The organism is Brevibacterium sp. BDJS002 (assembly GCF_028201555.1).
Lineage (GTDB): Bacteria > Actinomycetota > Actinomycetes > Actinomycetales > Brevibacteriaceae > Brevibacterium > Brevibacterium aurantiacum.
Map to the genome: position 1 here is coordinate 403,209 of NZ_CP116392.1, position 25,933 is coordinate 429,141.

Annotated in this window: 19 protein-coding genes and 2 pseudogenes; 9 read left to right on the forward strand and 12 right to left on the reverse strand. The window is 64.2% G+C overall.

Annotation, left to right across the window (positions count from 1 at the left end):
* Positions 1 to 126: 126 nt before the first annotated feature.
* Both PGC08_RS01870 and PGC08_RS01875 read right to left on the reverse strand, forming a co-directional pair.
* The gene (locus PGC08_RS01870) at positions 127 to 1,593 is read right to left on the reverse strand and encodes a lipase family protein (protein ID WP_271709375.1); all 1,467 of its coding nucleotides are present in this window, start codon (positions 1,591 to 1,593) and stop codon (positions 127 to 129) included.
* Positions 1,594 to 1,913: 320 nt separating this feature from the next.
* Entirely contained in the window at positions 1,914 to 2,264 is a 351-nt protein-coding gene (locus tag PGC08_RS01875) for a cytosine permease (RefSeq protein ID WP_442868147.1), read from the reverse strand.
* Positions 2,265 to 2,345: 81 nt separating this feature from the next.
* Between PGC08_RS01875 and PGC08_RS01880 the strand changes: the two genes are divergently transcribed.
* Positions 2,346 to 3,248: a LuxR family transcriptional regulator gene (locus PGC08_RS01880; protein ID WP_258771807.1), complete on the forward strand. Its 903-nt coding sequence runs from the start codon at positions 2,346 to 2,348 to the stop codon at positions 3,246 to 3,248.
* A gap of 98 nt (positions 3,249 to 3,346) precedes the next feature.
* Here PGC08_RS01880 and catA read toward each other — a convergent pair whose 3' ends face one another.
* From catA to PGC08_RS01900, 6 genes and pseudogenes are all read right to left on the reverse strand, one after another.
* The gene (catA, locus tag PGC08_RS01885) at positions 3,347 to 4,216 is read right to left on the reverse strand and encodes a catechol 1,2-dioxygenase (protein WP_101639333.1); all 870 of its coding nucleotides are present in this window, start codon (positions 4,214 to 4,216) and stop codon (positions 3,347 to 3,349) included.
* Positions 4,217 to 4,262: 46 nt separating this feature from the next.
* Positions 4,263 to 4,967, reverse strand: a complete 705-nt coding sequence (locus tag PGC08_RS19385; protein WP_333937535.1) for an enolase C-terminal domain-like protein — start codon at positions 4,965 to 4,967, stop codon at positions 4,263 to 4,265.
* Positions 4,968 to 5,045: 78 nt separating this feature from the next.
* Positions 5,046 to 5,114, reverse strand: a pseudogene (locus PGC08_RS19390) (hypothetical protein); the annotation flags it as partial.
* 74 nt (positions 5,115 to 5,188) lie between these two features.
* A pseudogene (locus tag PGC08_RS19395) lies at positions 5,189 to 5,323 on the reverse strand (enolase); the annotation flags it as partial.
* 38 nt (positions 5,324 to 5,361) lie between these two features.
* The gene (locus PGC08_RS01895; RefSeq protein WP_101639335.1) at positions 5,362 to 6,309 is read right to left on the reverse strand and encodes a LysR family transcriptional regulator; all 948 of its coding nucleotides are present in this window, start codon (positions 6,307 to 6,309) and stop codon (positions 5,362 to 5,364) included.
* On the reverse strand, positions 6,306 to 7,907 hold the full coding sequence (locus PGC08_RS01900; RefSeq protein ID WP_271709377.1) for an ATP-binding protein: 1,602 nt from the start codon (positions 7,905 to 7,907) through the stop codon (positions 6,306 to 6,308). Before PGC08_RS01900 ends, PGC08_RS01895 begins: the two co-directional genes overlap by 4 nt.
* 350 nt (positions 7,908 to 8,257) lie before the next feature.
* Here PGC08_RS01900 and hutU point away from each other — a divergent pair, with 350 nt between their 5' ends.
* Together hutU and PGC08_RS01910 are read left to right on the forward strand one after the other, a co-directional pair.
* Complete coding sequence (gene hutU / locus PGC08_RS01905) at positions 8,258 to 9,979, forward strand: urocanate hydratase (protein ID WP_271709378.1); 1,722 nt, start codon at positions 8,258 to 8,260, stop codon at positions 9,977 to 9,979.
* Positions 9,980 to 10,301: 322 nt separating this feature from the next.
* Positions 10,302 to 11,837 carry a class I adenylate-forming enzyme family protein gene (locus tag PGC08_RS01910; protein WP_271709379.1) on the forward strand — a complete coding sequence of 512 codons (1,536 nt, stop codon included), beginning with the start codon at positions 10,302 to 10,304 and terminating at the stop codon, positions 11,835 to 11,837.
* A 33-nt stretch (positions 11,838 to 11,870) separates the two neighbouring features.
* On the opposite strand, the gene PGC08_RS01915 is transcribed toward PGC08_RS01910, so the two are convergent.
* Positions 11,871 to 13,184: a PucR family transcriptional regulator gene (locus tag PGC08_RS01915; RefSeq protein ID WP_271709380.1), complete on the reverse strand. Its 1,314-nt coding sequence runs from the start codon at positions 13,182 to 13,184 to the stop codon at positions 11,871 to 11,873.
* Positions 13,185 to 13,329: 145 nt separating this feature from the next.
* Between PGC08_RS01915 and PGC08_RS01920 the strand changes: the two genes are divergently transcribed.
* From PGC08_RS01920 to PGC08_RS01945, 6 genes are all read left to right on the forward strand, one after another.
* Positions 13,330 to 14,559, forward strand: a complete 1,230-nt coding sequence (locus tag PGC08_RS01920; protein WP_271709381.1) for a class I adenylate-forming enzyme family protein — start codon at positions 13,330 to 13,332, stop codon at positions 14,557 to 14,559.
* A gap of 115 nt (positions 14,560 to 14,674) precedes the next feature.
* On the forward strand, positions 14,675 to 15,955 hold the full coding sequence (gene hutI, locus PGC08_RS01925; RefSeq protein ID WP_271709382.1) for an imidazolonepropionase: 1,281 nt from the start codon (positions 14,675 to 14,677) through the stop codon (positions 15,953 to 15,955).
* A 101-nt stretch (positions 15,956 to 16,056) separates the two neighbouring features.
* The gene (gene hutH / locus PGC08_RS01930; protein ID WP_271709383.1) at positions 16,057 to 17,766 is read left to right on the forward strand and encodes a histidine ammonia-lyase; all 1,710 of its coding nucleotides are present in this window, start codon (positions 16,057 to 16,059) and stop codon (positions 17,764 to 17,766) included.
* A 1-nt stretch (position 17,767) separates the two neighbouring features.
* On the forward strand, positions 17,768 to 18,985 hold the full coding sequence (locus PGC08_RS01935) for an allantoate amidohydrolase (RefSeq protein ID WP_096177664.1): 1,218 nt from the start codon (positions 17,768 to 17,770) through the stop codon (positions 18,983 to 18,985).
* Complete coding sequence (locus tag PGC08_RS01940) at positions 18,982 to 20,349, forward strand: formimidoylglutamate deiminase (protein WP_009883527.1); 1,368 nt, start codon at positions 18,982 to 18,984, stop codon at positions 20,347 to 20,349. The genes PGC08_RS01935 and PGC08_RS01940 overlap by 4 nt, the downstream gene beginning before the upstream one ends.
* A 3-nt stretch (positions 20,350 to 20,352) precedes the next feature.
* On the forward strand, positions 20,353 to 21,129 hold the full coding sequence (locus tag PGC08_RS01945) for an IclR family transcriptional regulator (protein WP_096162488.1): 777 nt from the start codon (positions 20,353 to 20,355) through the stop codon (positions 21,127 to 21,129).
* Between the two features lie 217 nt (positions 21,130 to 21,346).
* Here PGC08_RS01945 and PGC08_RS01950 read toward each other — a convergent pair whose 3' ends face one another.
* The 3 genes from PGC08_RS01950 to PGC08_RS01960 form a co-directional block, all read right to left on the reverse strand.
* On the reverse strand, positions 21,347 to 22,573 hold the full coding sequence (locus tag PGC08_RS01950; protein ID WP_226829684.1) for a Fic family protein: 1,227 nt from the start codon (positions 22,571 to 22,573) through the stop codon (positions 21,347 to 21,349).
* Positions 22,574 to 22,779: 206 nt separating this feature from the next.
* Positions 22,780 to 24,435: a BCCT family transporter gene (locus PGC08_RS01955; RefSeq protein ID WP_096158058.1), complete on the reverse strand. Its 1,656-nt coding sequence runs from the start codon at positions 24,433 to 24,435 to the stop codon at positions 22,780 to 22,782.
* Positions 24,436 to 24,671: 236 nt separating this feature from the next.
* Entirely contained in the window at positions 24,672 to 25,910 is a 1,239-nt protein-coding gene (locus PGC08_RS01960) for a glycosyltransferase (protein ID WP_096158059.1), read from the reverse strand.
* Between the last annotated feature and the right edge of the window lie 23 nt (positions 25,911 to 25,933).

Genomic DNA, 25,933 nt, shown 5'->3' on the forward strand with positions numbered 1-25,933 from the left:
GTCAGGCGAAGCGGTGCCTACCGACAAGTGCAGCGCACAACGAAAAGTGCGGTGCCGCCTGCTTAGTGAACAGGCGGCACCGCACTTCATGGTGTTGGTCTTGAGGGTCAGCTCATTGTGCTGTCCTCACAATCTCCAGCAGCTGTCAACGGGTGCCTTGCCGTCGAAGGTGCGATTCGTAAACAACTCGACGCGAGGCAGCGAGGCGATGTAGCCGCCGATGTGCGTCGGGCCGAGATTGCCCTCGAACGCAACCTTGTGGCCGGCGTCGCACCATTTCGAGGCCAGTTCTTTGCCCATTTCGAAGGGCACGACGTCATCGAGGCGGCTGTGGTTGACGAGGACCGGGATGTCTGGGATCTCGGCATCTCCCAACCGCTGCTTATCGGCAACATCCATGAACTTCTCTTGGACGAGGTCCTGGAATGAACTTCCGTCCTTCGTCAGAGTGCTCGTGTCGAGGAAGGCGTTCGACAGGACTGCTTCGATCGTGCACTGGTTGGAGGCGCTTTCGACTCTGTCCAGGCCTTCCTGATTGAGGAATTCAGTCAGGTCGACATCTGCCTGATCGGCGAACGAGGAGACTCCGTAGAGCAGGAGTCCTGTCTGCATGCTGGAGAGGCCGGAGACCGTCTTGTAGAGGTCCGTCGGAACGGCACCCGCCGAGGCGGAGGCGAGGCTGAGGTCTGGCGCCCAGTCATCCGCGAGTTCCAATGCCGCGGTCGTGGCATGTCCGCCCTGCGAGTAGCCGCGCAGCTGAAGCTTCGTGTCTTCATTGATGGTGCTGCCTTCGACGTTCTGAACCGCCTTGGCCGCATCGAGGACGGATCGACCTTCCTCCACGCGGTTGAGGTAGCTGTGTGCGCCTTCGGTACCGAGCCCGACATAGTCGACGACGAGAACCGGACGCTTCGCCGCCAATGCAGAGGTCACGGAGATGCCCTCGTATTCGGTGCCCATTGCCATCTGCCGGCTGGGAGCGCACTTATCGGCGATGCCCTGCGTGCCAGGTGAGATGACGACAGCGTCTTTCGCGTCGCCCTCCGCACCTTCCGGGGTCAGCAGCGTGGCAGTGGCCGCTCGTGCTGTGCCCTTTTCGTCGGTGGTCTTGTACATATACGTCGTGGACTTCGCATTGTGCTCAATGAGCTTGATGGGATCGACGTAGAACTTCGACGGCGTCTGCTTGACCACGCCGCCGTTCTCCTCCGGCAACTGGTCCGGCGTCTGGTAGAAGTCCTCGGGGACGCCGGAGTCGGGAAGGTCTTCGAGCGCTGCTGCGTACTCGACATCAGCAGTGGAGATCTCATCCGACTTGTCGACGGCTGCCTTCGCATCCTCGACGCTGACGCTCTCTGGGACATTGCTTCTGTTCAGGGAGTCCGAGTCTTCGGCCTGCCTGTCCTCGATCATGCTCTTGGCTTCGTCTTCGCTCTGCGGGACCAACGATTGTGCCTGGGCGGGTGCCGACACTGTGCCAAGTGCGAGTGTCAGCCCGGTGATGGTGGCAGCGCTCAGCATTGCGAAGCGTCGTGCGTGTGGAAGCGTTCTATGACGGGACGTGCCCATATGTGTCTGGTCCTGTTCTGTCATGTGTCTCGGCATTGAGGATGCGCGAACAGTTGTGGTGTCGCCGACCGACGGGACAAGTGTGCCCGTCCTTCCGATCGTCTCTGATGCAAGGCCTGTATGGTGACAGGCATCACAATCCTACTCGAGGGTAGAACTTATCAGTAACATTTCTTATCGGTCAATCGAGAAGCGCGAATGTGCAGGTGGGCCAGTCGCCGGGTGATACCTGTCGGCAGACATTTCAAGTCAGGCTGAGTAGGTTGCAACCTACTCAGCCTGACTTGAAATGTGCATTTTCCGCATGCACTCGCGATGTTCCCGCTGCTGCGGTGACTCCAGCTTTAGCCTCGGCTGCGCTGGGCGTCCAGTGCCTCCACATCCGGGTAGATGGTCTCCGAAGGGGCAACGCTGCGGTTGCGGAGCATGAAGAAGTAGAGGAGGAATGTCACCACGATGCCGACGATCCACGAGATATCTGCGCCGCCGAGCTTCTCGACCATGGGTCCGGTGTAGAAGGACTGGGCGAGGAACGGAATCTGCACAACGACACCGACTCCATAGGCCACCAAGGCTCGCCAGTTCCACTTGCCGTAGCGACCCTTGAGGTCGTAGAAGGCGGGGATGTCGAAGCGGTCCTTCGAGATCAGGTAGTAGTCGGTGAGGTTGATGATGCTCCATGGAGTGAAGACCATAAGCAGGGCGAGGACGAAGTTCTTGGCCTGCGCACGGCAGAGATCGGTCTGCGACGGGCAGATGACGCCAACATCACGCTCGTGGCACCGCTGCTGAACTGGACCGCGGCCGAGATCAAACTCTGGCGCGGCCATCCCGTCGACGAGGTGATGCGGCGAGCCGACAGCGGAGCCATCCTCAGCGACTACCTGGCGATGCAGGTTCCGGCCAGGATGGTCCGGGCCGTGGCCGCCGATGTCAGGGGCGATCACGACGGACGTGCCGCTGCCTTGCGGGCGCTGCTGGACGTAGACCCCTGGACTCAGGAGCGGAACTCGTTCTGGCCTTGGGCCGCCGAAGTCGTCGATGCCCTCATCATCCTCGGCCACTCGGACCAGGCCCGGCAGATGTCGGACGACTTCGTGGCCAACACCCATGAATCCAGGTCCCATGTGCGCGCATTGGCCGCGGTCGCCTCGGCGCGGATCAGCCAGGACAGCGGCGACATTCCAGCCGCGGAGGAGAGCTTCTCCCAAGCGCTCGAACTCTTCACCGACGGACAGCAGGACACTGCAGCCGCGCGGGTGCTGCTCAGCCGCGGGCAGATGCTGCGCCGGGCCAATCGTCGTCGCGACGCCGTGGAGAGCCTGGTCAGAGCCCGCGAATTCTACGAAGGCGTGGGCGCCACGGTCCTCGTCAAACGCTGCGACCAGGAGCTGCGCGCCACCGGCATGTCCTGGCGCGGGATGTCGGAGTCCGAGGCCACACGCACCTCGGCGAAGAATTCCACCGACTCAGGCGGCTACGTGCCGCTGACCCCACAGGAGAGGTCCGTGGCCGACCTCGTGGTGCAGGGAATGACCAACGCAGAGGTCTCGCGGAAGCTCTTCATCGCAGAGAAGACCGTGCAGTACCACCTCACGCACATCTACGGGAAGTTCGGGATCCGGTCGCGCACCGAACTCGCCGCCGTCCACCTGTCCGGTGACGTGCCGCCGGTGTGAGGCAGCGATGGGTGTGAATGAGCGAGGGCGTCACGGCAATTGCCGTGACGCCCTCCGCGTTGCTCTGTGACTGAGTCAGCTCAGTTTACGAGTTCTGCTCAGCCTTCGGGATCGAGGACGAAGTTGTAGATCGTCATCTCACCTTCGGCATCCGGGTTGTCCTTCGGCTCGAGCAGCAGCTCGGGCTTGACCGCCGAGGCGATGTCGTCATCGTTGTGCGGATCGCCGGGGAAGTAGAGCTGCGAGGTGATGAGCTTGTGACCGGGAGCGTGCACCTTGAAGTGCAGGTGCGCCGGACGCCAGGCGTGCCACCCGGCAGCCTCAATGAGCTGGCCGCAGGCACCCTCTGTGGGGATCTGGTAGGGCGCAGGGCGGATCGTGTGGATCTCGTACTCTCCGTCTTCGTTGGCGACGAAGGTTCCACGCAGGTTCCACTCGGGCAGGCCCGGGGCGAACTGCGAGTAGAAGCCCAGGTTGTCGGCGTGCCACAGCTCGAGCTTGGCTCCGGGGATGGGTTCACCGGTGGTCGAGGTGACCTGGCCCTTGAACATGAACGGGGTGCCCGGTTCGTCGGGGCGCATGTCGATGGTGCCGTTCCACTCGACCTCAGGCGATCCGTCGAGGTAGTAGGGTCCCTCGATGGTGCCCTTCGTTCCCTCACGGTCCTGGTTGGCGACCTCTTCAACTGCGTGCTCGATCCACACGTCGAGGAAGAGCGGCCACTCGCCGTCTTCGCCGACCTTGATCAGCCACGCCTTGAGGGCGTTGTACTCCTCGTAGCTGACCTGCTCCTCTTCGACGATGTCGGTCAGCGCCTTGACAGCCTTGCCGGCCAGAAGCGCCACGCGCTCGTGGTCGACGACTCCGCCGCCGGCCTGAGACTGGCGTTCGCGGAAGCGGGCGGAGGCATTGGCGCCCGAGTCCGCAGCCTTGGCGGTGGTCTCAGTCTGGAAACTGTTCTCTGACATGTCTACTCCTTTGTTGATGTTGTGTACGTCAGGTTTGTGGGGGTGGTCAGCGGTCGATGCGGTAGTGGGTCAGCTTGTCCTCGTCGACGGCATTGCCGACGCCGGGAACGGTGGGGGCGTGGATGTGCCCGTCCTTGATCTCCAGCGGGGAGGCGATGAGATCATCGGCCATGTCGAGGAAGTTCGACATCTCGCCCGGGTACCGAGAGGAGTGCTCGAACGCCGCACCGAAGGTCACCGTGGCGATGCTGCCCAGCTGCGTGTCGATCTGATTGCCCATGAGCACGTCGAGCCCGAGGGCCTCGGCATAGGACAGGATCTTCTGCGACTCCGTGAAGCCGGTCCGCGCGGTCTTGATCGACAGGGCGTTGGCTCCGCCGGTCTGGATCTCGCGAGCGGCATCGCCGAGGTTGGGCGCCGATTCGTCGGCGACGATCGGAATCGGTGATTTCGTCACAAGCTGACGGCGGGTGAGCACCTCGGCGGCATCATTGGGTTCTTCGAAGAACCGGAGGTCGAGCTCGGCTGTGGCCGTGAGCACCTGGGCAGCCTCGGTGGCGTTCCAGCCACGGTTCGCATCGAGGTAGAGCAGGGCGTCAGGCCCCAGCGCTTCACGCAGGGCGGCGACGAGCTCGACGTCGAGAGAGACAGGCCGGCGGCCGACCTTGATCTTAAACGAGCGGACACCGTAGGTCTCCGTGAATGACAGTGCCTCGTCGACGACCGCCTGGGTGGGTGAGAAGCCGAGCATATGCGAGACCTCCAAGGAGGAGGCGAACCCGCCGAGGAGGCGGTGAACAGGGGTCGAATACGCCTGGCCGATGAGGTCCCAGAGGGCGATGTCGACGCCGCCCTTGGCCGTCTGGTTTCCGATCGTGCGATGCAGTTTGGAATGGATCGTCGCGCGATGAGGGGATCAGCGCCGATGAGTGCATCGGAGAAGACCGTGTTGATGACGGCGATGACAGACTCAACGGTCTCCCCGTATGTGTAGGGGCGGGGCGGAATGTCCGCAGTGCCGACGAGGCCGTCGTCGGTGTGGAGGCGCAGCAGCACGTGTTCGATGTGGTGGACCGCGCCGCTGGCGAACTTCAGCGGCTTCTTCATCGGGATCCGGTAGGGCACCGTCTCCAGGTGGGTGATCTTCACGATGTGTGCTCCTTCGGTTCGGCAGGTGATGCGGCCGGATCGGTTGCTGTTTCGTCGATGACGTCGGAGACCACCTCGGTGATGATCCGGGCCATTCGAGTCACGGTCTGGGTTTCTTCGTTCGTGCGCCACGCCAGGGCGAGCTCTGTTCGAGGTGCCTCGGTGATCTCACGGAAGTGGACGCCGGGGATCTCCAAGGCCGTGGCCGTGCGGGGGACGATGGCCGGCCCCAGCCCGGCGGCGACCAGCGACATCAGAGTCGACGTCTCCGAGGCGCGGATCGAATAGTCGGGGGACGCCGACTGCTCGGAGAGGAACCCCGTCGTGACGGCCGAGACCACGGAGTTCTCCGGGTAGCCGACCAAGGCTGTCTCGGCCAGCTCTGCGGCTGTGATCGACTCGAGGTCGTCCAGCGGGGAGCCGGTCGGCACCGCCAGGATGCAGGTCTCATCTCCGAGCACCTGGTAGCTCAGTCCCTTCATCGGGGAACCGTAGCGCAGGAGCGCGATGTCGATGCTGCGCTCGAGCAGCTGGGAGACGAGCCGAGGCGTGGTCATCTCTCCGCTGACACCCAGCTGCAGATTGGGTGCGGCCATGGCTGCGCGGCGCACGACCTGCGGCATCACCCCGTAGGTCGTCGAACCGGTGAAGCCCAAGCGCAAGGGACCCTTGAGCCCCGCGCCGATGAGTTGGACCTCGGTGCCGAGAGTGTCGAGTTCGGACAGGACCCGCCGGGCCTGCTCGAGGAGGTGGCTTCCCGCCGAGGTCAGGGCGACGGTGCGGGTGGTCCGGTTGAGCAGGGTGGTGCCCAGCTGTCGCTCGAGTTTGCGGATCTGCTGGGAGAGATAGGGCTGAGCCAGCTTGAGGCGTTCCGCAGCCTTGCCGAAGTGGCGTTCCTCGGCCACGGTGGCGAAGTACTGCAGCTGGCGGGTCTCGAGCATCATTGCGAGGCACCCGTCAGGTGTGCCGATTCTTCGTCCACCGTGTGGATTCCGCGGAAGTGCGCGGCGTGGACGAAGTCGGCGAAGTTCAGAGCGGCACCGCGGTGGGCGGCGATGCGCAGTGCCAGGCGCAGCACCATCTTGATGTCACGGGCGGTGATGTCGACGAAGTCATGGACCAGGCGGTTAAGCAGGTCCGCGTTGAGCTCGATGTCGTTGCCGCGGGCCATGATCTGCCAGATCTGACGGGCATCCTCGGGACTCGGGGCGTGGTATTCGATGACGGCGGCACAGCGAGCGAGGATCGCCTCGTCGACTCCGTTCATCCGGTTCGTCGTGAGGAAGAGGAGCCCGTCGAAGTATTCGAGGGTGCGCAGGAACTCTGCGACGATCGCGTTCTGGACGAGGTCGAGGCCGCGTTCGAGGACGAAGACATCGGCCTCGTCGAGGAGGAGTACGGCATCCCAGCGCTTGGCCCGGTCGAAGATGACCTCGAGGTTCTTCCGCACGGCCTCGGGCGTGATGCCCAGCGATCCGGAGTGGATCGAGTACAGCGGTTTGCCGATGACCTCGGCATACACCTCGGCGGTCAGGGTCTTGCCGACTCCGGGGCGACCCTTGGCGAGGATGACGTTGCCGGCGGACTTGCCGTTGATGATGTCGCCGGTGAAGACGCCGATGTCCGAGGTGAGAATGGTGAGCAGTTCGCGCTGTTCGTCGGGGAGGACCAGCTTGTCCTGCAGGCTCGGGTCGTAGGCGTAGGCATCGAGGTTGCCGGTATTGACGTCGAGGTAGTCCTGGGCGCCGAGGTCGAAGACGCGCACGGCGGTGAGCAGCGGAATCGTTCCCAGTTCGTCTTCGTCGAAGAGGACGGCGGGGGTGGATCCGCGCAACCCGGCGATCTCATCGGGGGCGACGTCGTTGACGACCTTGCGTCCGGCACGACGATTGGCAGCGCGGTGGTCGTCGGTGCGGATCGCGCGCCCGGTGAAGATGTACTGGGAGCCGAAGCCGTGGTCGATGATCTCCTTGAACTCGGCCAGGCGAGTCGAGTATTCGTCCTTGAGTGACTGATTCTCGCGGAAGGCTCCGGCCGCGGTCAGTGCCTCTTCGGGGGTCTTGCCGACGATCTCGGTGTCTTCGAAATAGAGGACGCGGGGGACTCGGGAGGGGCGCTTGACCGTCGGATTGTCGGCCTCGAGGGTCAGCTTCACGCGGGGTCCGCGGGTCTTGTCGCCGTGTTCGACCGCGATGGTCATCACGAGGTACGGGTGGACGTAACCATCGGATTCGCGCACGTAGAGCCAGCCGTCGATGCGGCCCGCGCGGAGGAATTCGCGCAGGACCTCGGCAGCTGAGGTGATGTCGGGGATGACCGGGTAATCACCGCTGCGGCTGGCTTGGATCGCCGCGACGGTGCGTTCGAAGGGATGTTCGCCGAGCTTGGCTGCCGTCGTCGCGAGATCGGTCAGTGCCTGGTCGGTGAGGTCGCGGTCGGGGATTCCGATCTCCTTGGAGCGCCAGTTCTGAGCCCGGGTGCGGGTGGTCAGAAGGTCCTGGGACTCGGTGCCCGCGACGACCGCGGTGGGGGCAGTGAACATCGTCGTTCCTCTTCTCTGATGCTCGGAGATTCGGTGTTTCACTCGTCACACTATGCCCTTTTCATCATTACTTACAGAATCGATATCGTCTCGATTGAGAAGTAGGTGGCATAAATGGATGGGGAGGTGGCATCGACGACTGCGAGGTGGCACGGATGCTCGAGCCCCACCTCGGCGAGGGTGTCTGATATTTCGGACGGAACTTGATCCAGACCACTTTCGCAAATCTCGCCAGCCGTCAGAATGGATTGTGTAGTCAGGGACGACAACGGCTCTGGGGAATCAATCTCCGCACAGCCGAACCCCCGGAACCATTCCGCTCTGCCGGACACGATGACAAGGAGAGTCACATGACCACGAAGCCCGGCTTCACCCAGCACGATCCCTCACGCGTGATCCGCGCCGATCGCGGCACCGAGATCACCGCCAAGAGCTGGCAGACCGAAGCACCCAAGCGCATGCTCATGAACAACCTCGACCCCGAGGTTGCCGAACGTCCCGAAGACCTCGTCGTCTACGGCGGCACCGGTCGTGCGGCTCGCTCCTGGGAGGCCTACGACGCGATCGTGCGCACCCTCGATGACCTCGAGGATGATGAGACTCTGCTCGTTCAGTCGGGCAAGCCGGTCGGTGTCATGCGCACCCACGAATGGGCACCTCGTGTGCTCATCGCCAACTCCAACCTCGTCGGCGACTGGGCCAACTGGGAGCACTTCCGCGAGCTCGAGGCCGAGGGCCTGATGATGTACGGCCAGATGACTGCCGGCTCCTGGATCTACATCGCCACCCAGGGCATCCTCCAGGGCACCTATGAGACCTTCGGCGCCATCGCCGACAAGCGCTACAACGGCACCTTGGCCGGAACCCTGACGATCACCGGCGGCTGCGGCGGCATGGGTGGGGCCCAGCCGCTGTCCGTGACGCTCAACGGCGGCGCCTGCCTCATCATCGACGTCGACAAGACCCGCCTGGACCGTCGTAAGTCCAAGCGCTACCTCGACGAGGTCGAGACCGATCTCGACACCGCACTCGCCAAGGTCATCGAGGCCAAGAAGAGCAAGCGGGCCCTGTCCGTGGGACTCGTCGGCAACGCCGCTGAGATCCTGCCGATGATCCTCGACCGTCCTGAGGCCGCAGAGGTCGACATCGTCACCGATCAGACCTCGGCGCATGACCCGCTGTCCTACCTGCCCATCGGCGTCAGCGTCGATGACTGGCACGACGAGGCCGAACAGGACGCGGAGAAGTTCACCATCCGCGCCGAAGAATCCATGGCCAAGCACGTGCGTGCCATGGTCGAGTTCCAGGACCGCGGGGCCGAGGTCTTCGACTACGGCAACTCGATCCGCGACGAAGCCCGCAAGGCCGGCTACGAGCGCGCCTTCGAATTCCCCGGCTTCGTCCCGGCCTACATCCGCCCGCTCTTCTGCGAAGGACTCGGACCCTTCCGCTGGGTCGCCCTGTCCGGTGATCCCAAGGACATCGAGGTCACCGACAAAGCTCTGAAGGAACTCTTCCCAGAAAACGAGCACCTCCACACCTGGCTCGATGCCGCCAACGAGTACGTCGAGTTCGAAGGCCTGCCGGCACGCATCTGCTGGCTCGGGTACAAGGAGCGTCAGCAGGCCGGTCTGCTGTTCAACCAGCTCGTCGCCGAAGGCAAGATCTCGGCCCCGATCGTCATCGGCCGCGACCACCTCGACTCCGGCTCGGTCGCCAGCCCCTACCGTGAGACCGAATCCATGCTCGACGGCACCGACGCCGTGGCCGACTGGCCGCTGCTCAACGCCATGGTCAACACCTCATCGGGTGCCACCTGGGTGTCCATCCACCACGGCGGCGGAGTCGGCATCGGCCGCTCCATCCACGCCGGTCAGGTCTCCGTGGCCGACGGCACCGAGCTCGCTGCCAAGAAGCTCGCCCGTCTGCTCACCAACGACCCGGGCATGGGCGTCATCCGCCACGTCGACGCCGGCTACGACCGCGCCGCCGAGGTCGCCGAGGAGCGCGGCATGCGCGTTCCGATGATCCCCGAGCTCGACAAGCGCGACGAGGAGTCCGCCGCGCAGTAACGGCTGCGGGTAGGCCGCGGGGTAGTCGCGGCTGACTCGCCAGCGCGCCTGCACGCCAGCGCGCCTTCGAAAGGGATCGATCTAAGTTGAATAGCCCAGCTTCAAAGAGGGGCTCTGAAACTTCGATCGGTCCCTTTCTCATGATGCGTCCAAATCTCTGGGCGTCCCATGCTCGAGCCGCGACGCTTCACTCTGCGGAACAGTACATAGGTTGCAGCCTGTGTACTGTTCTGCAGAGTGATACAGGTATCTGGTTCTGCCGGTGAGCAGTGCAGGCGGTTGCCCGAGTCTACGAGGTCACAGGCGTGGTTACTATTGAGTTATGACGACTTCGAACACACCTTCCGCACGGGTTCACAGCAATGGAGGAGGAGCCGCTGACGACTTCACCTTCCCCGTCACCGAGCTGGTCGGACTGCCCTTCACCCGCGCCCAGAAGAATCCGCACGGTGCCTGCCTGAGTTGGCCCGAAGGCCGCATGGACAACACCGAGTTCGCCGCGGCAGTGGCCGCGACCGCACGGGAGATGAGCACGAAGCACGGCATCGGCCGCGACTCCGTGGTCGGCGTGCTGCTGCGCAACGTCCCCGAGGTCATCACGACGCTGTTCGCGACCTGGTCACTCGGCGCCGCGCTGACCCCGATCAACCCGGCGCTCAAAGACGACGAGGTGCTCTTCCAGGTCGATGACTCCGGTACCTCCCTCATCGTCGGTGATTCCCGCGCCGAGGCGCTGGCCGGCTCCCGAGAGATCGGTTTCCTGTCCGTAGGCGACGACTGCTTCCGCGGCGATGGCGACCCTGTGGGCACGGTCGATGTCGTTGATGACGACACTTCGCTCATCGTCTATACCTCGGGAACGACCGGCAAGCCCAAGGGCTGTGTGCTGGGCCAGGCGAACATCTCGGCCATGATCTGGTCGATCCTCAACGGGCTCGAATTCGGCGAAGATGCCCGCAGCCTCCTTGTTCTCCCGCTCTTCCACTGCAACGGACTCCTGGCCGGCGCGGTCGCCCCGTTGATGGCCGGCGGCAGCGTCCACATCATCCCGAAGTTCGATCCCACCAACTTCTGGGACGTCGTCGAGGCCGAGCGCCCCACATACTTCTCCGCCGTGCCGACGATCTACTCGGTCCTCGAGGCCATGACGAAGCGAGACGTCGACACGAGCTCACTGCGGTTCGTCATCTGCGGCGCCGCCCCGATGTCGGTCGATGCGATCACTCGCTTCGAGGACCGTTTCGATGTCACGATGCTCGAAGGCTACGGCCTCTCCGAATGCTCGGTCGCCGCGACCCTCAACCGCAATGACGGCACCCGCCGCCCCGGCACCGTCGGAACAGCACTGCCCGGGCTGAAGGTCGGGATCAAGGACCCAGAGGGCAATCTGGTCGAGGCCGGAGAGACCGGTGAGGTCGTCGTGTCCGGCAAGACCGTCATGCGCGGCTACCTCGGTCGCCCGGACGCCACAGCCGAATCACTCAGAGACGGCTGGCTGCACACCGGAGACGTCGGCTACCTCGACGACGAGGGATTCCTCGTCCTCGTCGACCGGATCAAGGACATGATCATCCGCGGTGGCGAGAACATCTACCCCAAGGAGATCGAAGACGCCCTCTTCGGCCACCCGCAGGTCACCGAGGCCGCAGTCGTCGGCAGCCCAGATGACAAGTACGGCGAGGTGCCGGTGGCCCATGTGGCTCTGCGCTCCGGAGCTGAGACCACTGTGGAGGAGTTGCACGAATTCCTCGAATCGCGCCTGGCTCGCTTCAAGGTCCCGAACGAGATCTACATCGTCGAGAGCCTGCCGAAGAACTCCGTCGGCAAGATCCTCAAGGGAGATCTCCGCGAGAAGTGAGGCCCTGGGCCTCAGCTTAGGCCGGAACTGAGCTCAGTCCGGATCGGGTTCTTGTGACTCGAAGATGTAGCTGTGGGCGTAGAGGGCTGCCTCGATGTTGAGCCGATTCGATCCCAGGTCCGTGCCGAGGATCGACTCGGCCATCTCCACGCGGTAGCGGATCGAGTTCTTGTGCATCGTCATCGCGGCAGCCGTGGCCGTGTAGCTGAGATCGTGGAGCATATAGGCCAGCAGCGTCGAGCGGTGCCGGGTATTGGCCTCGGAGTCCTCGGCCAGCGGGCCGAGGACGGAGCGCACCCAGTTCCGGCCTGCCTCGACGTCGGTGGACAGCAGTGAGACGAGAGCCATTCCGGGGTCGTCGTGGGAGCGCAGCGGCACCGGCGTCCGTCCGGCAAGGCACACGTTCTGAACTCGCAGAGCTTCTTGGTGAGAGAGTCGAAATCCTTGTGCCCCGGTGTGGGCAGAACCGAGCGCCAGGTGCACGGCATCGGAGACGCTCGGCCGAGTTCGATCGCGGAGGGACTCCTCGTACTCCCAGCTTTCGGGCACCGTGATCCATCCCCAGGCGGTGTCCTGGTCGCGACTGATGATCAGGGCCGAGCGTGGAGAGCCCATCGCGGCGGCCGCGGCGTTGATGGCGGAGGTGAATCTGCCCAGGCCATCGATGGCGTCCGGCGCCGAATGGTGGGTCCAGGCGATGACCGCCACGTGTCGGGCGGTGAGACTGTAGCCCAGTGTTGCCGCGGCCGCCGCTGCGTCGATGTCCCCGCCTTCGATGATGCCTCTGACCTGGGATTCGCGTGCAGTTGTGCGGTTGGCCAGCCAGGCTTCGCGTTCCTGTTCGTAGAGGAGAGCGACCTTCTGTGACATCCAGTCGATGTATTCCGAGACCTCATCGACCAGCCGCTGGAACACTGCTGATGCCATATCGTCCGGAAGCTCGGCCTCGGAGCTGATGTAGTCGTAGGCGGTCTGCAGCAGCCGCTGCTGACCGAGGCGATAGGCCCTGACCAGGGCGTTGACTGAGATCCCGCGTTGGGCCAGTCGTCTGGCGTATTCGTAGGCGGCGACCGGTGGTTCGAGGTTGTCCGGAGTGATCCCATGCTGGAGCGCATGGAAGATGGTTTCGATATTGCCGTCGATGCTCGCGCGCAGCAGATCGAGGAGCGTGCGCTCCTCCCCGAGCTCGGGGATCCGCGTGGCCAGATAGTCGTAGACGGTCGCAGTCAGCTCCGGCACGCGCGGACTCAGCTCCGCGGCGATGCGGGAGAGCTGTGCCACCACCTCGGCGGTGGCGGGTGTGGGACCTGGCCCGTCGCCGGGCGTCCACGAAGGAGAGGCGACCATAGGAAAATCGTAGCGCGATCTGTCAGCTGTGGTGAGGACTTCGTTGAAAGCTCTGAAAGACTGTTTGTAGCTTTGACCCAAGGATGGGGAATGCTTTGACATCGCGACCAGTGTGCTGACCATCGTGCCTGGATACGCTTGATCTATGCAGACTTCGAATACCGCCGAGGCGGCTGTGACCACAGCCTTCCCCGTGGCCGATCTGGTGGGGCTCCCCGCCGACCGTGCCCGCTCCAACCCGGACGGACCGTGCCTCAGCTGGCCCGGCGGCAGCTACAACAACGCCGAATTCGCCTCTGCAGTGGCCGCGACCGCGCACGCCATGAGGTCCCGCTTCCGCATCGGCTACGGTTCCGTGGTCGGTGTGCTGCTGTGCAATACCCGCGGGGTCATCGTCACGATGTTCGCCACCTGGTCCCTGGGCGCGGTGCTCAACCCGATCGACCCTGCCCTGAGCGACGAGGAGGTGGGCTTCCAGCTTGATGACTCGGGCGCCGTTATGCTTGTCGGCGACACCCGCGCCGAGGTGGTGGCCGACGTCCATAGCCTCAGTTTCCTCTCCGTCGACGACGACTGCTACCGCGGCGGTGCCGAACCGTTGCGCGACCTCACTGTCCGTGACGGCGACGGATCGCTCATCGTCTACACCTCAGCTGCGACGGGCCCGCCGAAGGGCTGCCTGCTCAGCCACTCCAACGTCTCGGCCATGGTGTGGTCGCTCCTCAGCGGGATCGACTTCGATGAGGGCACGCGCAGCATCCTCGTGCTGCCCCTCTTCGACGGCCACGGCATTCTTGCTGGCGCCGTCTCACCCCTCATGTTCGGCGGCAGCGTCCACGTGCTGCCGGAGTTCGATCCGACAACCTTCTGGGACATCGTCGAAGAGGAACGACCGACCTACTTCTCGGCAGCACCGACGATCTTCTCGGCCCTGGAATCCGGCAGCGACCCCACGGCCGATACCTCCTCCCTGCGGTTCGTAATCTGTGGGGACGCCCCGATGTCGATTGACGCGATCACCCGCTTCGAAGCGAAGTTCGACGTGCCCATTCTTGAAGGTTACGGTCGCTCGGAATGCTCGGCGGCGACGTTCAACCGCAACGACGGCACCCGCCGTCTGGGAACCGTGGGAACAGCACTGCCGGGAATCACCGTGGCCATCCGGAACCCGAACGGCCAGCACCTGCCTGCAGGAGAAACCGGTGAGGTGCTCATCTCCGGACAGACCGTGATGCGCGGCTTCCTCGGCCGTCCCGAGGCGACAGCCGAGACGATCAAGGACGGCTGGCTGCACACCGGAGACCTCGGATTCCTCGACGAGGACGGATATCTGACCCTTGTCGAATGCATCAACAGCGCCAAGGCAGTGGCGTGAGTCGCCGATCACGAACTGTCCGAAATATCGGACAAATTCCTTCGCTGACGCTTCAGTGGTGAGCCCGCGCGTCCATACTGAGAGTGAACTACTCTCGATCGCGAAGGACACCCCCTTGCAGCTCATCACCGGGATCAGCGAACTCGTCGTCAATGACCTCGACACACTCGGCGCTCTCAACGTCGTTGAGGACGCCGCAGTGCTCATCGACAACGGTCGGATTCTGTGGTCGGGGCCGTCCGCCCAGGCGGACACCGCACTTCAGGACCACCTCGGCGAGGCCGATTCCACCACCGCCGAGGTGGTCAACGACGATGACATCGAAAACGGCACCCTCACCTCGGCGAGCGGGGGAGTGGAGCTGGAGACGATCGACGTGGACGGCAAGGCCGTCCTGCCCGGCTTCGTCGACAGCCACAATCACCTCATCTTCGCCGGTGACCGGTCCGAGGAATTCGCCGCGCGCATGGCCGGACAGAAGTACTCCGCCGGTGGCATCGCCACGACCGTCGCTGCCACCCGGGCCGCCAGCGATGAGGAGCTCGAGGCCAACCTCATCCACCTCATGAGCCAGGCCACCCGGCAGGGCACGACGACCTTCGAGGTCAAGTCCGGCTACGGGCTCAGCGTCAAGGACGAGCTGCGGGCGCTGCAGATCATCAACCGGCACACCGAGGAGTCCACACTCATCGCCGCCCACGTGGTGCCGCCGGAATTCAAGGACAACCCGGAGGCCTACGTCGACCTCGTCATCGACGAGATCATCCCGGCCGCGACCGGCCAGGCCAAGTGGATCGACGTGTTCTGCGAAAAGAGCGCATTCACCGAAGACCAGACGCGTCGCATCATCGAAGCCGGCAAGGCCGCGGGCATGAAACCGCGCCTGCACGCCAACCAGCTCACCGATGGGGGAGCACTCAAGCTCGGCGCCGAACTCGGCTGCGTGTCCGTCGACCATGCGACCTTCGCCTCCGATGAGGACCTCGCAGTCCTCGCCGCAGCCGGCACCGTCGTCACGCTGCTGCCGAGCATCGAATTCTCCACCCGCCAGCCCTACCCCGACGCTCGCCGCTACGTCGAGGCCGGCGTGAGACTGGCGATCGCCACGGACTGCAACCCGGGCTCAGGATTCTCCAACAGCATCCCCTTCACGATCGCCATCGGCGTGCGCGATATGCGCTTCACCGTCGAACAGGCCGTGTGGGCCGTCACCGCCGGTGGAGCCAACGCCCTGCAGCGCACCGACGTCGGCCACCTCGGCGCCGGAGCTCGGGCCGACCTCGTCATCCTCGATGCCCCCAGCTACCGGCACCTGGCCTACCGGCCCGGGGTCCAGCTGGTCGAACGCGTCTACTCCGGCGGCGAACTCGTCGCCGACAACCGCCCACAGGTCTGACCCACAGGTCTGACCCGTCCAGAGCCGAGCTCGGCCCGCCCACGTCTTCACCGTCTGATGACACACACGAACGCATAACTCACTCAACCGAAAGGTCCCAGATGTCAGTCTTCATCGATCTCGATCCCGATACCCTCACATTCGCCCAGGTGGTCGACGTCGCCCGCCACGATGCGAAGGTGGCCCTGAGTGAGACCACCCTGGCACGCGTGAACAAATACCGCGAAGCCATCGACGCCCTCGCCCAGGCCGAGAAGCCCGTCTACGGCGTCTCCACCGGCTTCGGGGCACTGGCTCAGCGCCACATCCCCGCCGAACTGCGCACCCAGCTGCAGAAATCGCTCATCCGCTCCCACGCCGCCGGCGTCGGCGAACCCGTCGAACGCGAGGTCGTGCGCGCCCTCATGCTGCTGCGCGCCCGCACCCTGGCCACCGGCCGGGCAGGTGTCCGCGCCGAGGTCCTCCAGACCTACGTCGATCTCCTCAACGCCGGCATCACACCGGTCGTCCACGAATACGGTTCGCTGGGCTGCTCGGGTGACCTCGCTCCACTGTCTGCCTGCGCACTCGTCGTCATGGGCGAAGGCGTGGCCGCCGGACCCGACGGAGTCGCCGGACCCGCCGATGAGATCCTGGCCGCGGCCGGCATCACCCCGGTGACCCTGGCCGAGAAGGAAGGCCTGGCGCTGGTCAACGGCACCGACGGCATGCTCGGCATGCTCATCATGGCCCTGACCGACCTGGAGAACCTGCTCACCGCCGTCGACGTCTCCGCTGCCATGAGCATCGAAGGCCTCTTCGGCACCGACGCGGTCTTCGCCCCCGAACTCCACTACGCACTGCGCCCCCACGACGGCCAGTCCGCGGCAGCCGCGAACATGCTGACCTCGCTGAAGGACTCCGGCATCACCGCCAGCCACCGCGACTCGACTCACCTCGTCCAGGACGCCTACTCGATGCGCTGCGCCCCACAGGTCAACGGCGCAGCCCGCGACGCCGTGGCCTTCGCCACGCAGGTCGCCGAGCGCGAACTGCGTGCGGCCATCGACAACCCCGTCGTGCTCACCAACGGCATGGTCTCTTCCAACGGCAACTTCCACGGCGCACCCCTGGCCCACGCCCTGGACTTCCTCGCCATCGTCGCCGCCGATGTGGCCTCGATGTCCGAACGCCGCACCGACCGGATGATGGACGTCACCCGCAACCAGAACCTCACCCCGTTCCTCGCCGATGACGCCGGCGTCGACTCGGGCCTGATGATCGCCCACTACACCCAGGCCGCGATGGTCTCCGAGGCTAAGCGCAACGCCAGCCCTGCCTCGGTGGACTCGATCCCGTCCTCGGCGATGCAGGAAGACCACGTGTCCATGGGCTGGTCGGCCGCCCGCAAGCTGCGCAAGGTCGTCGACAACCTCGCCAGCGTCGTCGGCATCGAGTTCTACGCCGCCTCCCGGGCCTGCGATATGCGCGAAGCGTCACCGGCACCGGTCACCGGCGCCGTGATCTCCGCGATCCGCGAAACCGTGCCCGGCCCCGGCCCGGACCGCTTCCTGTCCCCGGAGCTGGCCGAGACGATCTCCAAGGTCAAGGACGGCTCCCTGGTCGCCGCCGCCGAGTCGGTCTCACCGCTGCAGCACACCGTCACCGAAGCTGCCGGAACCTGGATGCCCGAGGGCGGATCACCGGCGGTCAACGACCCCGAGTTCACCGCCCTGGGCAACCTCGATGCTGCCGCCGCAGCCTCAGGTACGGATGCGGCAACGACTCACCAGGATGCAGCCGACTCCAACGGTTCGGGCGAGGCGAACTGAGATGAGCGATGTCGTCTCCCTCCTGTCCCAGATCGAGGACACCGGCCGTGACACTCGCGGTCCCGGCTACCAGCGGTCCGGGTTCTCGAACACCGAACGCGAACTGCGTGACTGGTTCCTCGCCGAGGCGGCCCGTCGTGGCCTCGACACCGAGATTGATGACAACGGCATCACCTGGGCGTGGGCGACTGCGCCCGGTGACAATGCCGTCGTCACCGGCTCCCACCTGGACTCCGTCCCTGGCGGCGGAGCCTTCGATGGCCCCCTCGGTGTCGCCTCGGCGCTGGCGGCCTTCGACGAACTCAAGTCCTCCGGTGCACTCGAACGCGCCCAGCGTCCACTCGCGCTCGCTGTATTCCCCGAGGAGGAGGGCTCGCGCTTCGGCGTCGCTTGCCTGGGATCACGCCTCATCACCGGCGCCATCGACTCAGACCGGGCGCTGGGTCTCACCGACGCCAACGGCGACACCTTTGCCGATGTCGCCCGCGGCTACGGTCTCGACCCGAACCGCATCGGCACCGACACAGCCCGACTGGAGAAGGTCGGATCCTTCATCGAACTCCACGTCGAGCAGGGTATCGGGCTCATCAACACCGACCAGGCTGTGGCGATCGGCTCCTCGATCATCGGCCACGGCCGCTGGCACTTCGCGTTCTCCGGCCAGGGCAACCACGCCGGGACCACGCCGATGAGCCACCGCGCCGATCCGGTCGTCGCCGGCAGCCGCGTCATCGGTGACATCCCGGTGCTCGCCGCCAGCCACGACCAGGCGGTCGCCACCGTGGGACGCACCCTCATCCACCCGGGCGGGACGAACGTCATCGCCTCGGGCATGAGCTTCTGGCTCGACATCCGTCACGCCGACGACGCTGTCGTCAAGCAGGTCCTCGAGGCGATCTCGAAGCGCGCCCGCGAGCATGCCGAGGGTGCCGGCGTTGAGGTGTCGATCTCCCAGGAGTCCTACTCACCGACGACCTACTTCACCGCCGAACTCAACTCCCGGCTGACCTCCGTGCTGCCAGACGCACCGCTGCTGCCCTCGGGTGCCGGACACGATGCGGGCATCCTGGCCCCACACGTGCCCTCGGCGATGCTCTACGTACGCAACCCGACCGGAGTCTCCCACGCACCCGAAGAGGCCTGCGAAGTCGATGACCAGCGCGCCGGAGTCTCCGCCCTGGTCAAGGTCCTCGAAGGGGAACTGGGGGCCGCATCATGAGCACGCGCTTCTGGTGCGAGACCGCCTGGGTCGACGGGCAGGTCGCCACCGGCGTCCTGCTCACCGCCGATGAGACCGGCACCCTGACCTCGGTCGAGACCGGGATCGACACCCCACCCACCATCGCCGAGGTGGTTCCCGGCTTCACCCTGCCCGGTGGAGTCAACGCCCACTCCCACGCCTTCCACCGCATCCTGCGCGGACGCACCCACGGCGACGGCGGGACCTTCTGGACCTGGCGCGAAGTCATGTACTCCGTGGCCGCGAAGCTGAGCCCGGAGAACTACGAAACCGTGGCCCGCGCGGTCTTCGCGGAGATGCTCGCCGGCGGCTACACCTCGGTGGGCGAATTCCACTACGTCCACCACGCACCCGACGGGACACCGTATGGTGCCGGCGATTCCACCCGCGCACACGCGATGGAACGGGCGCTGGCACGAGCGGCCACCTCGGCGGGGATGCGGATCCGACTCCTCGACACCTGCTACCTCACCGGCGGCATCGACTCCGAGCTCTCGGCAGAACAGGCTCGGTTCGGTGATGGAACCATCGACGGTTACATGGACCGCCATGCCGCGCTATCGGAGTCCTTCGCCACCGAGTTCCCGGTCATTTCCCCTGGCGAGAGCTTCGTCCACGTGGGATCGGCCATCCACTCGATCCGCGCGGTCCCGGCAGCCAACCTGCCCAGATTCGCCGAACTTGACGAACCAGTCCACGTGCACCTGTCCGAGCAGCCAGCGGAGAACGAAGCCTGCCAAGCCGCCTACGGCACGACACCCACGCAGGTCCTCGACCGCTCGGGTGTGGTCGCGTCGAACCTTTCGGCCGTCCACGCCACGCACCTCAGCAATGACGACATCGCGAGCCTGGGCGGGGCCGAAGCCAACATCGTGATGTGCCCCTGCACGGAGGCCGACCTGGCCGACGGCATCGGACCGGCCCGCGAACTCGCCGATGCGGGAGCGACGATCTCGATCGGCTCCGATCAGCACGTCGTCCTCGACGCACTACGCGAGACCCAGGGCCTGGAAGCCGGGGAGCGACTGCACTCGGGCCAACGAGGACGATTCTCACCGGCCGAGCTCATCAGCTCCCTGACCACGGGCGGGGCACGCAGCCTCGACCTGCCCGTCGGCGAACTGGCCGTGGGCAAGGCGTGTGACTTCATTGCGGTGAGAACCGACAGCATGCGCACCTTCGGATCGGTGGGGGAGCAGGTCATCCTCTCGGCCACCTCGGCGGACGTGGCAATGACCGTCAGCGGCGCACATGTGCGAGTCCGCGACGGCGTGCACACCGAACTCGGCGAGATCTCGGAACTCTACCGGGCTGCGTTCGCCGCCCTGGGGATGGAGGACTGAGCCGTGGCTGAGGTTCCGGCACTGCGGCGCTCGATCGCGATTCTCAGGCACCTGGCCTCATCGAATCGTCCGATCACCGCCGGTGCCCTGGTCCGGGCGCTGGAGATCCCGCGCTCGAGTGCCTACGAGCTGCTCACCGTGCTCGAGGAACTCGGGCTCGTTGTCCGCACCGAATCCGGTTACGTGCTGGGCGCCGGCGTGCACGAACTGGGAAGTTCCTACCTGCGCACGAACCCGCTGCAGCGCCTGGCTCAGCCCATCGTGCGGCAGCTGGCCGAGGAGACCTCGGCAACGGCACAGCTGGCCGTGATCCGCGGCTGGGAAACCGTGTACGTGCTCAAAGAGCAGTCGTTGAAATCGGTCGCGGTCATCACCGCCACCGGAGTGCGCATGCCCAGTTACCTGACGGCGACCGGGCGGGCGATACTCGCGCATCTGCCCAAGTCAGAGGTGCTGGCGATGTTCCAATCCGAGTCCGGATTCGTCACTCGCACCGGGCAGGGCCCGACGACGGTGAAGGCACTCAATGCGATCCTGGCTCAGGACAGGCGGGCCGGGTGGGCGATCGAACACGGCGAGGTCACCCCCGGGATCTCAACGATCGCAGCTCCCGTCTACGATGTGCTCTCGCGTCCGATCGCCGCAATCGGTCTTTCGCTCGCCGGTGACGCGCTGGGCTCTGGAGCCTCCGGTGACGCGCTGGACGAGGACGCTGTCACTGAACCGCTCGTGGACAAGGTCCTCGCCGCCGCCGCCGAGGTGACCGCTAAGCTGCGGTGACCTCTCAAGCGTCGGCGACCGTCCTCAGCCAGAACAACAAAGCGGACCACTTGGTGTCGAAAGAGCCGGTTGTGGCGTCTCCCGTCGAAGCTAGGTGGTCCCCTCGATGAAGCGTGGGGCCACCGCTTTCACTAGTTGAGAGATGTGTGGAACTCATAAACAGCGCTCCTGATTTTTATGACTTAGAAGTTGTTCTCATAAAAATGACGTCAACGCTTTATGAGTTCTGCCGCCGTCCGGCACGCTGGGCAAAGGCATCGATCGCCGCGAGGATTTCGTCACTGCGCCAGAACGGACCCAAGCCATGTTCAGCCTTCGAGCTGGCAATTCCTGCATCGACGAGCGCTTTCAAGGGTGGATAGATGTTCGGTTGTGCAACTCTCAGTTCCTCTGCGGCGGTGGCGGAATTGAGGACCGGGTGCTCGATCAGGATGTCGAGCAATCTCCAAGCATTTGAATTCTTCCTGGCGGTCAATTTCGAATCCCAGCTCTCACGAATCCTTCGCAGATCTGTCACGAGTTGAGTACTGTTATCTATCGCCCGGAACGCAGCCTCTGCGAAAATTCGAATGATCGGATCGACATTGCCTCGCCGATACTCTGTCAATGCGCTGTGGTAACGAGAAACATCAGCAAGCAGTCCAGCTGATACTGGTACAGCTACATTGCGAGTGATTCCCCGCTGTCGAAGCATTGTCTGCACAATCGCGCGCCCAGTTCTCCCATTGCCGTCTGTGAACGGATGGATCGTCTCAAACTGTGCGTGCGTGATCGCTATCGCCGTCATCGCTGGAACATCGGCCCGTTCTGCAAAAGCTGTCAAGTCTTTGATGAGTTCCGGCACTCGGGAATGATGAGGTGGCACGAACTCCGCACCTACAGGGGAATCGGCACGGGTACCTATCCACACCTGTTCGTCCCTGAACTCGCCCGGAGTGTGTCGAGTCTGAGTCCCCATGAGTACTTGATGGATCGTTCGTATCGAATCGCTTGAAATGGAATCAGCGCTTTTGAGTGCTGTGAGCAGAGCGTTCGTATTTGCCGCAATCAGCTCAGCGTTGCTGCCAGACCGAGCTCCGAGCTCTGCGGAGAAGATTGCGCGAGCGCTGGCTGTCAGGTTTTCAATTTGAGATGACGATGCTGCCTCTGACCGCAGGAGGACTGGTGCAAAACCTGCAATTTGAAATCCCAGTTCGGCGTCGAATCGGCTCAGCTCCCGAATTGCTTCCTCAGCGACTGCGGCTACTTCAGGGTCTATAGCGGGGGTTCGGTCAGCGATCGTCGGTGGAACTGAGGAGTCATATTTCACGCTTCCAGCATGAATCGCTGCGCTCGGGCCAAAGCCTGAGCGCGATGTCCAGTCGTAGGTCTCGGCCCCGATCGGCGGCCAGTTTGGAGCGTTGCTTTGTGCTGGTTCGAGGTTTCCGGAACTCATCGTCACCATCCCAAAAATTATGAATTATATAAGTTTCTCATAAAAATGACGTCAGCGCTTTATGGGTTGTGCCGCCGCCGAAATGACCTCTGGCTGCGGTGACCATCCTCATCCAGAACAATCGAGCGGACCACTTGTCGTCGAGGGAGCAGGTTGTAGCGTCTCCCATCGAAGCTCAGTGGTCCGCTCGATGTAGCGTGGGGCCAGAGTGAGGCTCAGAGTCCGAGCACGCGCTTTTCGCGGGCGATCTCTTCGACGATCTGGTGGTCGCTCTTCAGCTCCTTGATCAGAGCGATTCCGAGTACGACGACGATGACGGTGAATGGCACAGCAGAGAGCATCGCCGCCTGTTGCAGAGCCTGGAGTCCGCCGAGGAGGAGCAGCACGATCGCGCAAGCGCCGGTGAGGAATCCCCAGGTGGCGATGACCGGTCGGTTCGGCTCGAACGAGCCTCGCGAGGACAGCGAGCTGAGCACAAAGGTGTTCGAGTCAGCAGAGGAGACGAAGAACAGGATCACCATAATGATGGTGAAGATCGAGGCCAGGAGCGACAGGGGCAGTTCCTCGAGGAGGCTGAAGAAGGCGGTGTCGAGATTGGCCGAAGTCGCCTCACCGATCTTCGCTCCGCCCATGTCGAGCTTGATCGCGGACCCGCCCATGATGGTGAACCAGAGGAAGAACACGGCGCTTGGAACGAGCAGCACACCAGCGACGAACTGGCGGATCGTGCGGCCCTTGGAGATCTTGGCCAAGAAGATTCCGACGAAGGCGCTCCAGGACAGCCACCAGGCCATCATGAAGTAGGTCCAGCCGAGCATCCATTCGCTGTCTGCAGCACTGGAAGGCGTCATGAAACTCAGCTGCAGGAAGTCGCCGGCGAAGGAACCGACCGAGCGCACGAACAGATTGGCGACGAAGCCGCTGGGCCCGGTGATGAAGACGAACAGGCCGAGGATGGTCGCCATGGTCAGGGTGATCTGGGAGACGTATTTGATGCCACGGCCGACGCCGGACAGAGCCGAGCCGGTGAAGAGCAGCGTCAGCACACCGATGACGACGACCTGCAGAGTCAGGGTGGCGTCGACGCCGAACACGACTTTGAGGCCTTCGCCGATCTGAGAAGCGCCGAGGCCCAGCGACGTTGTCGTTCCGAATAGGGTGGCGATGATGGTGAGGATGTCTATGAACTTGCCCACCCAGCCGTCGACGAACCGTCCGAGCACTGGGCGCAGCATCGTTGAGACGAGAGCCGGCCGACCTTTCCTATGTGTGGAATAGCCGATGGCCAGGCCGAAGACTCCGAAGATCGCCCAGGCTTGGAAGCCCCAGTCGAGGTAGGAGAACTGCATGGCGCGGACTGCGGCGTCCATGGTCTCCGGCTCCGCCAGGCCATGCGGCGGGACCATGAAGTGCGACATCGGTTCGGCCACACCGTAGCTGACGAGGCCGATGCCCATGACCGCTGCCAAGACCATCGCCAGCCAGGCGAAGGTGCTGTATTCCGGCCTCGAATCCGCTGACCCGAGGCGAAGACGGCCGAATCTGCTGGCGGCGAACCACACGAGCATGACGATCGCGGCGAACGGCACGACGAGGTAGATCCAGCCGAAGCCCGATGACACGGCGGTCATCGCAGTGGTCATGATGCTGCCCAGGCTCTCCGGCGATATCGCGGCCCAGAGCACGAAGGCGATGACGAAGGCCACCGACCAGTAGAAGACGCTGCCGATATTGCTGCGCCGAGCGGAGCCGGTATCTTGTGATACTGCCTGCTCAGCGTCGGTGGTGCTTGCCGCGGGGTCAGGCTCCGAGTCGGCTTCAGATCCGGGGTCAGGCTCCGGTTCGGGTACGTGGTTGTCCAGCATCGTCATCGTGGTCTCCAAGCTCGAGTCCGCCTCGGCGGCGGGCAGGAGCCTTCGTCAGGGGGCGGTGGGGGTAGTGCGCTATGGCAAGAAACAGGCTCCGCGAACTGGGGTGTTCGTGGAGCCTCGTAGGTGACGAGTGTATGCGCTTATGTCAGCAAAGCCTGCCTCGATTCGGCACTCTGCCGAAGAGTGTGAGGTTTCTCGCCCTTGAGAGGACTGGGCGCGTCAGCGCAATGGGCCGGTTATGTCAGGCGTTCGAGTATTTCGACTGCCCGGTCGGTCCCGTTCTCGGCCGTGATCTCCTCTGCCAGGTGTACGGCGTTCCTGCGATAGGTTTCCGTTTCCACGAGGTCAGTGATCCGCTCGGCCAGAGTGTGCGCTGTGATATCCGCACGGGACAGTAATCTCGGGCCCGCACCGAGGTCGTGGACCCGGTTGGCCCAGAACGCCTGATCACCAAGGAAAGGGCAAATCAGGCTGGGGCAGCCAGAGGCCAGCCCGATCCCTGTCGTGCCTGCCCCGCCGTGGTGGACAACGGCGGACACGCGGGGAAACAGCCAGTCGTGCGGCGCCCCGTCGATGACGAGAATGTCGTCAGTGCTTTCAGCAGTGGTTCCTCCCCATCCGGTGGCGACTATCGCTCGGACACCGGTCATCTTGAGCGCCGAGGTGATAGCCTTCCCCCGCTGGTCGGCACCCTGTTCGAATCCCATGGATCCGAACCCGATGTAGAGAGGTGCCTCCCCAGCAGACAGGAAGTCGCTGAGCTCTGCCGGTGGTTCCCACGTCGTCCCACGTCCGGTGAACCAGTAGCCTGTGACGTGGGACGTCGAAGGATAGTCGGCTGGGACAGGAACAACATGTCTCGAATACGGATAGAGGATGTCCGCGGTTCTACCGTCCGGGCCGAGGAGCGGATCGGCCCACCGTGACAGTGATGTGAGACCGAGCTTGCGGCGAAAGTCGTTGACCATGCCGCTGTACAACAGCGACGAGGCACGAGTGAATGCATAGCTCCAGCGGTTCAGCTGAGGTCCCATGTCTCGTGGGATGAACGAAATCGGGTAGGACGTGGTCGGAGTGTAGAAAGGCAGCGGAAGCGAAAGCACCGCCCGAATACCGAGATGCTCGGCCAAATGCGGAGCGCCGAGGCACTTCGGATGATAGACGATGATATCGGGCTGGGTGCTGCGCACCGCTCGGAGCTGATCATCGAAGCTCTCTCGAATGCCCGCGGACATCGCCTTCGCCGCTCGCCGCATGTCGCCTGGACCAGCGATGGTGCCAAAGGAATCCTGCATGACATCGAGCATGAGCGAGTTGCTGGGAACGAAATCGACGCCGAGAGAACGGACATCGTCCTCGTAGCCTGCGGCGGTCGCGACAGTCGCCTCATGCCCCGCGGACTTCAGTGCCCGGCCCAAGGCAATATAGGGTTCGACGTCGCCTTTGGTGCCGAACGTGAGAATGAGTGCCTTCATTCCTCCACGGTAGAGCGCGCCGT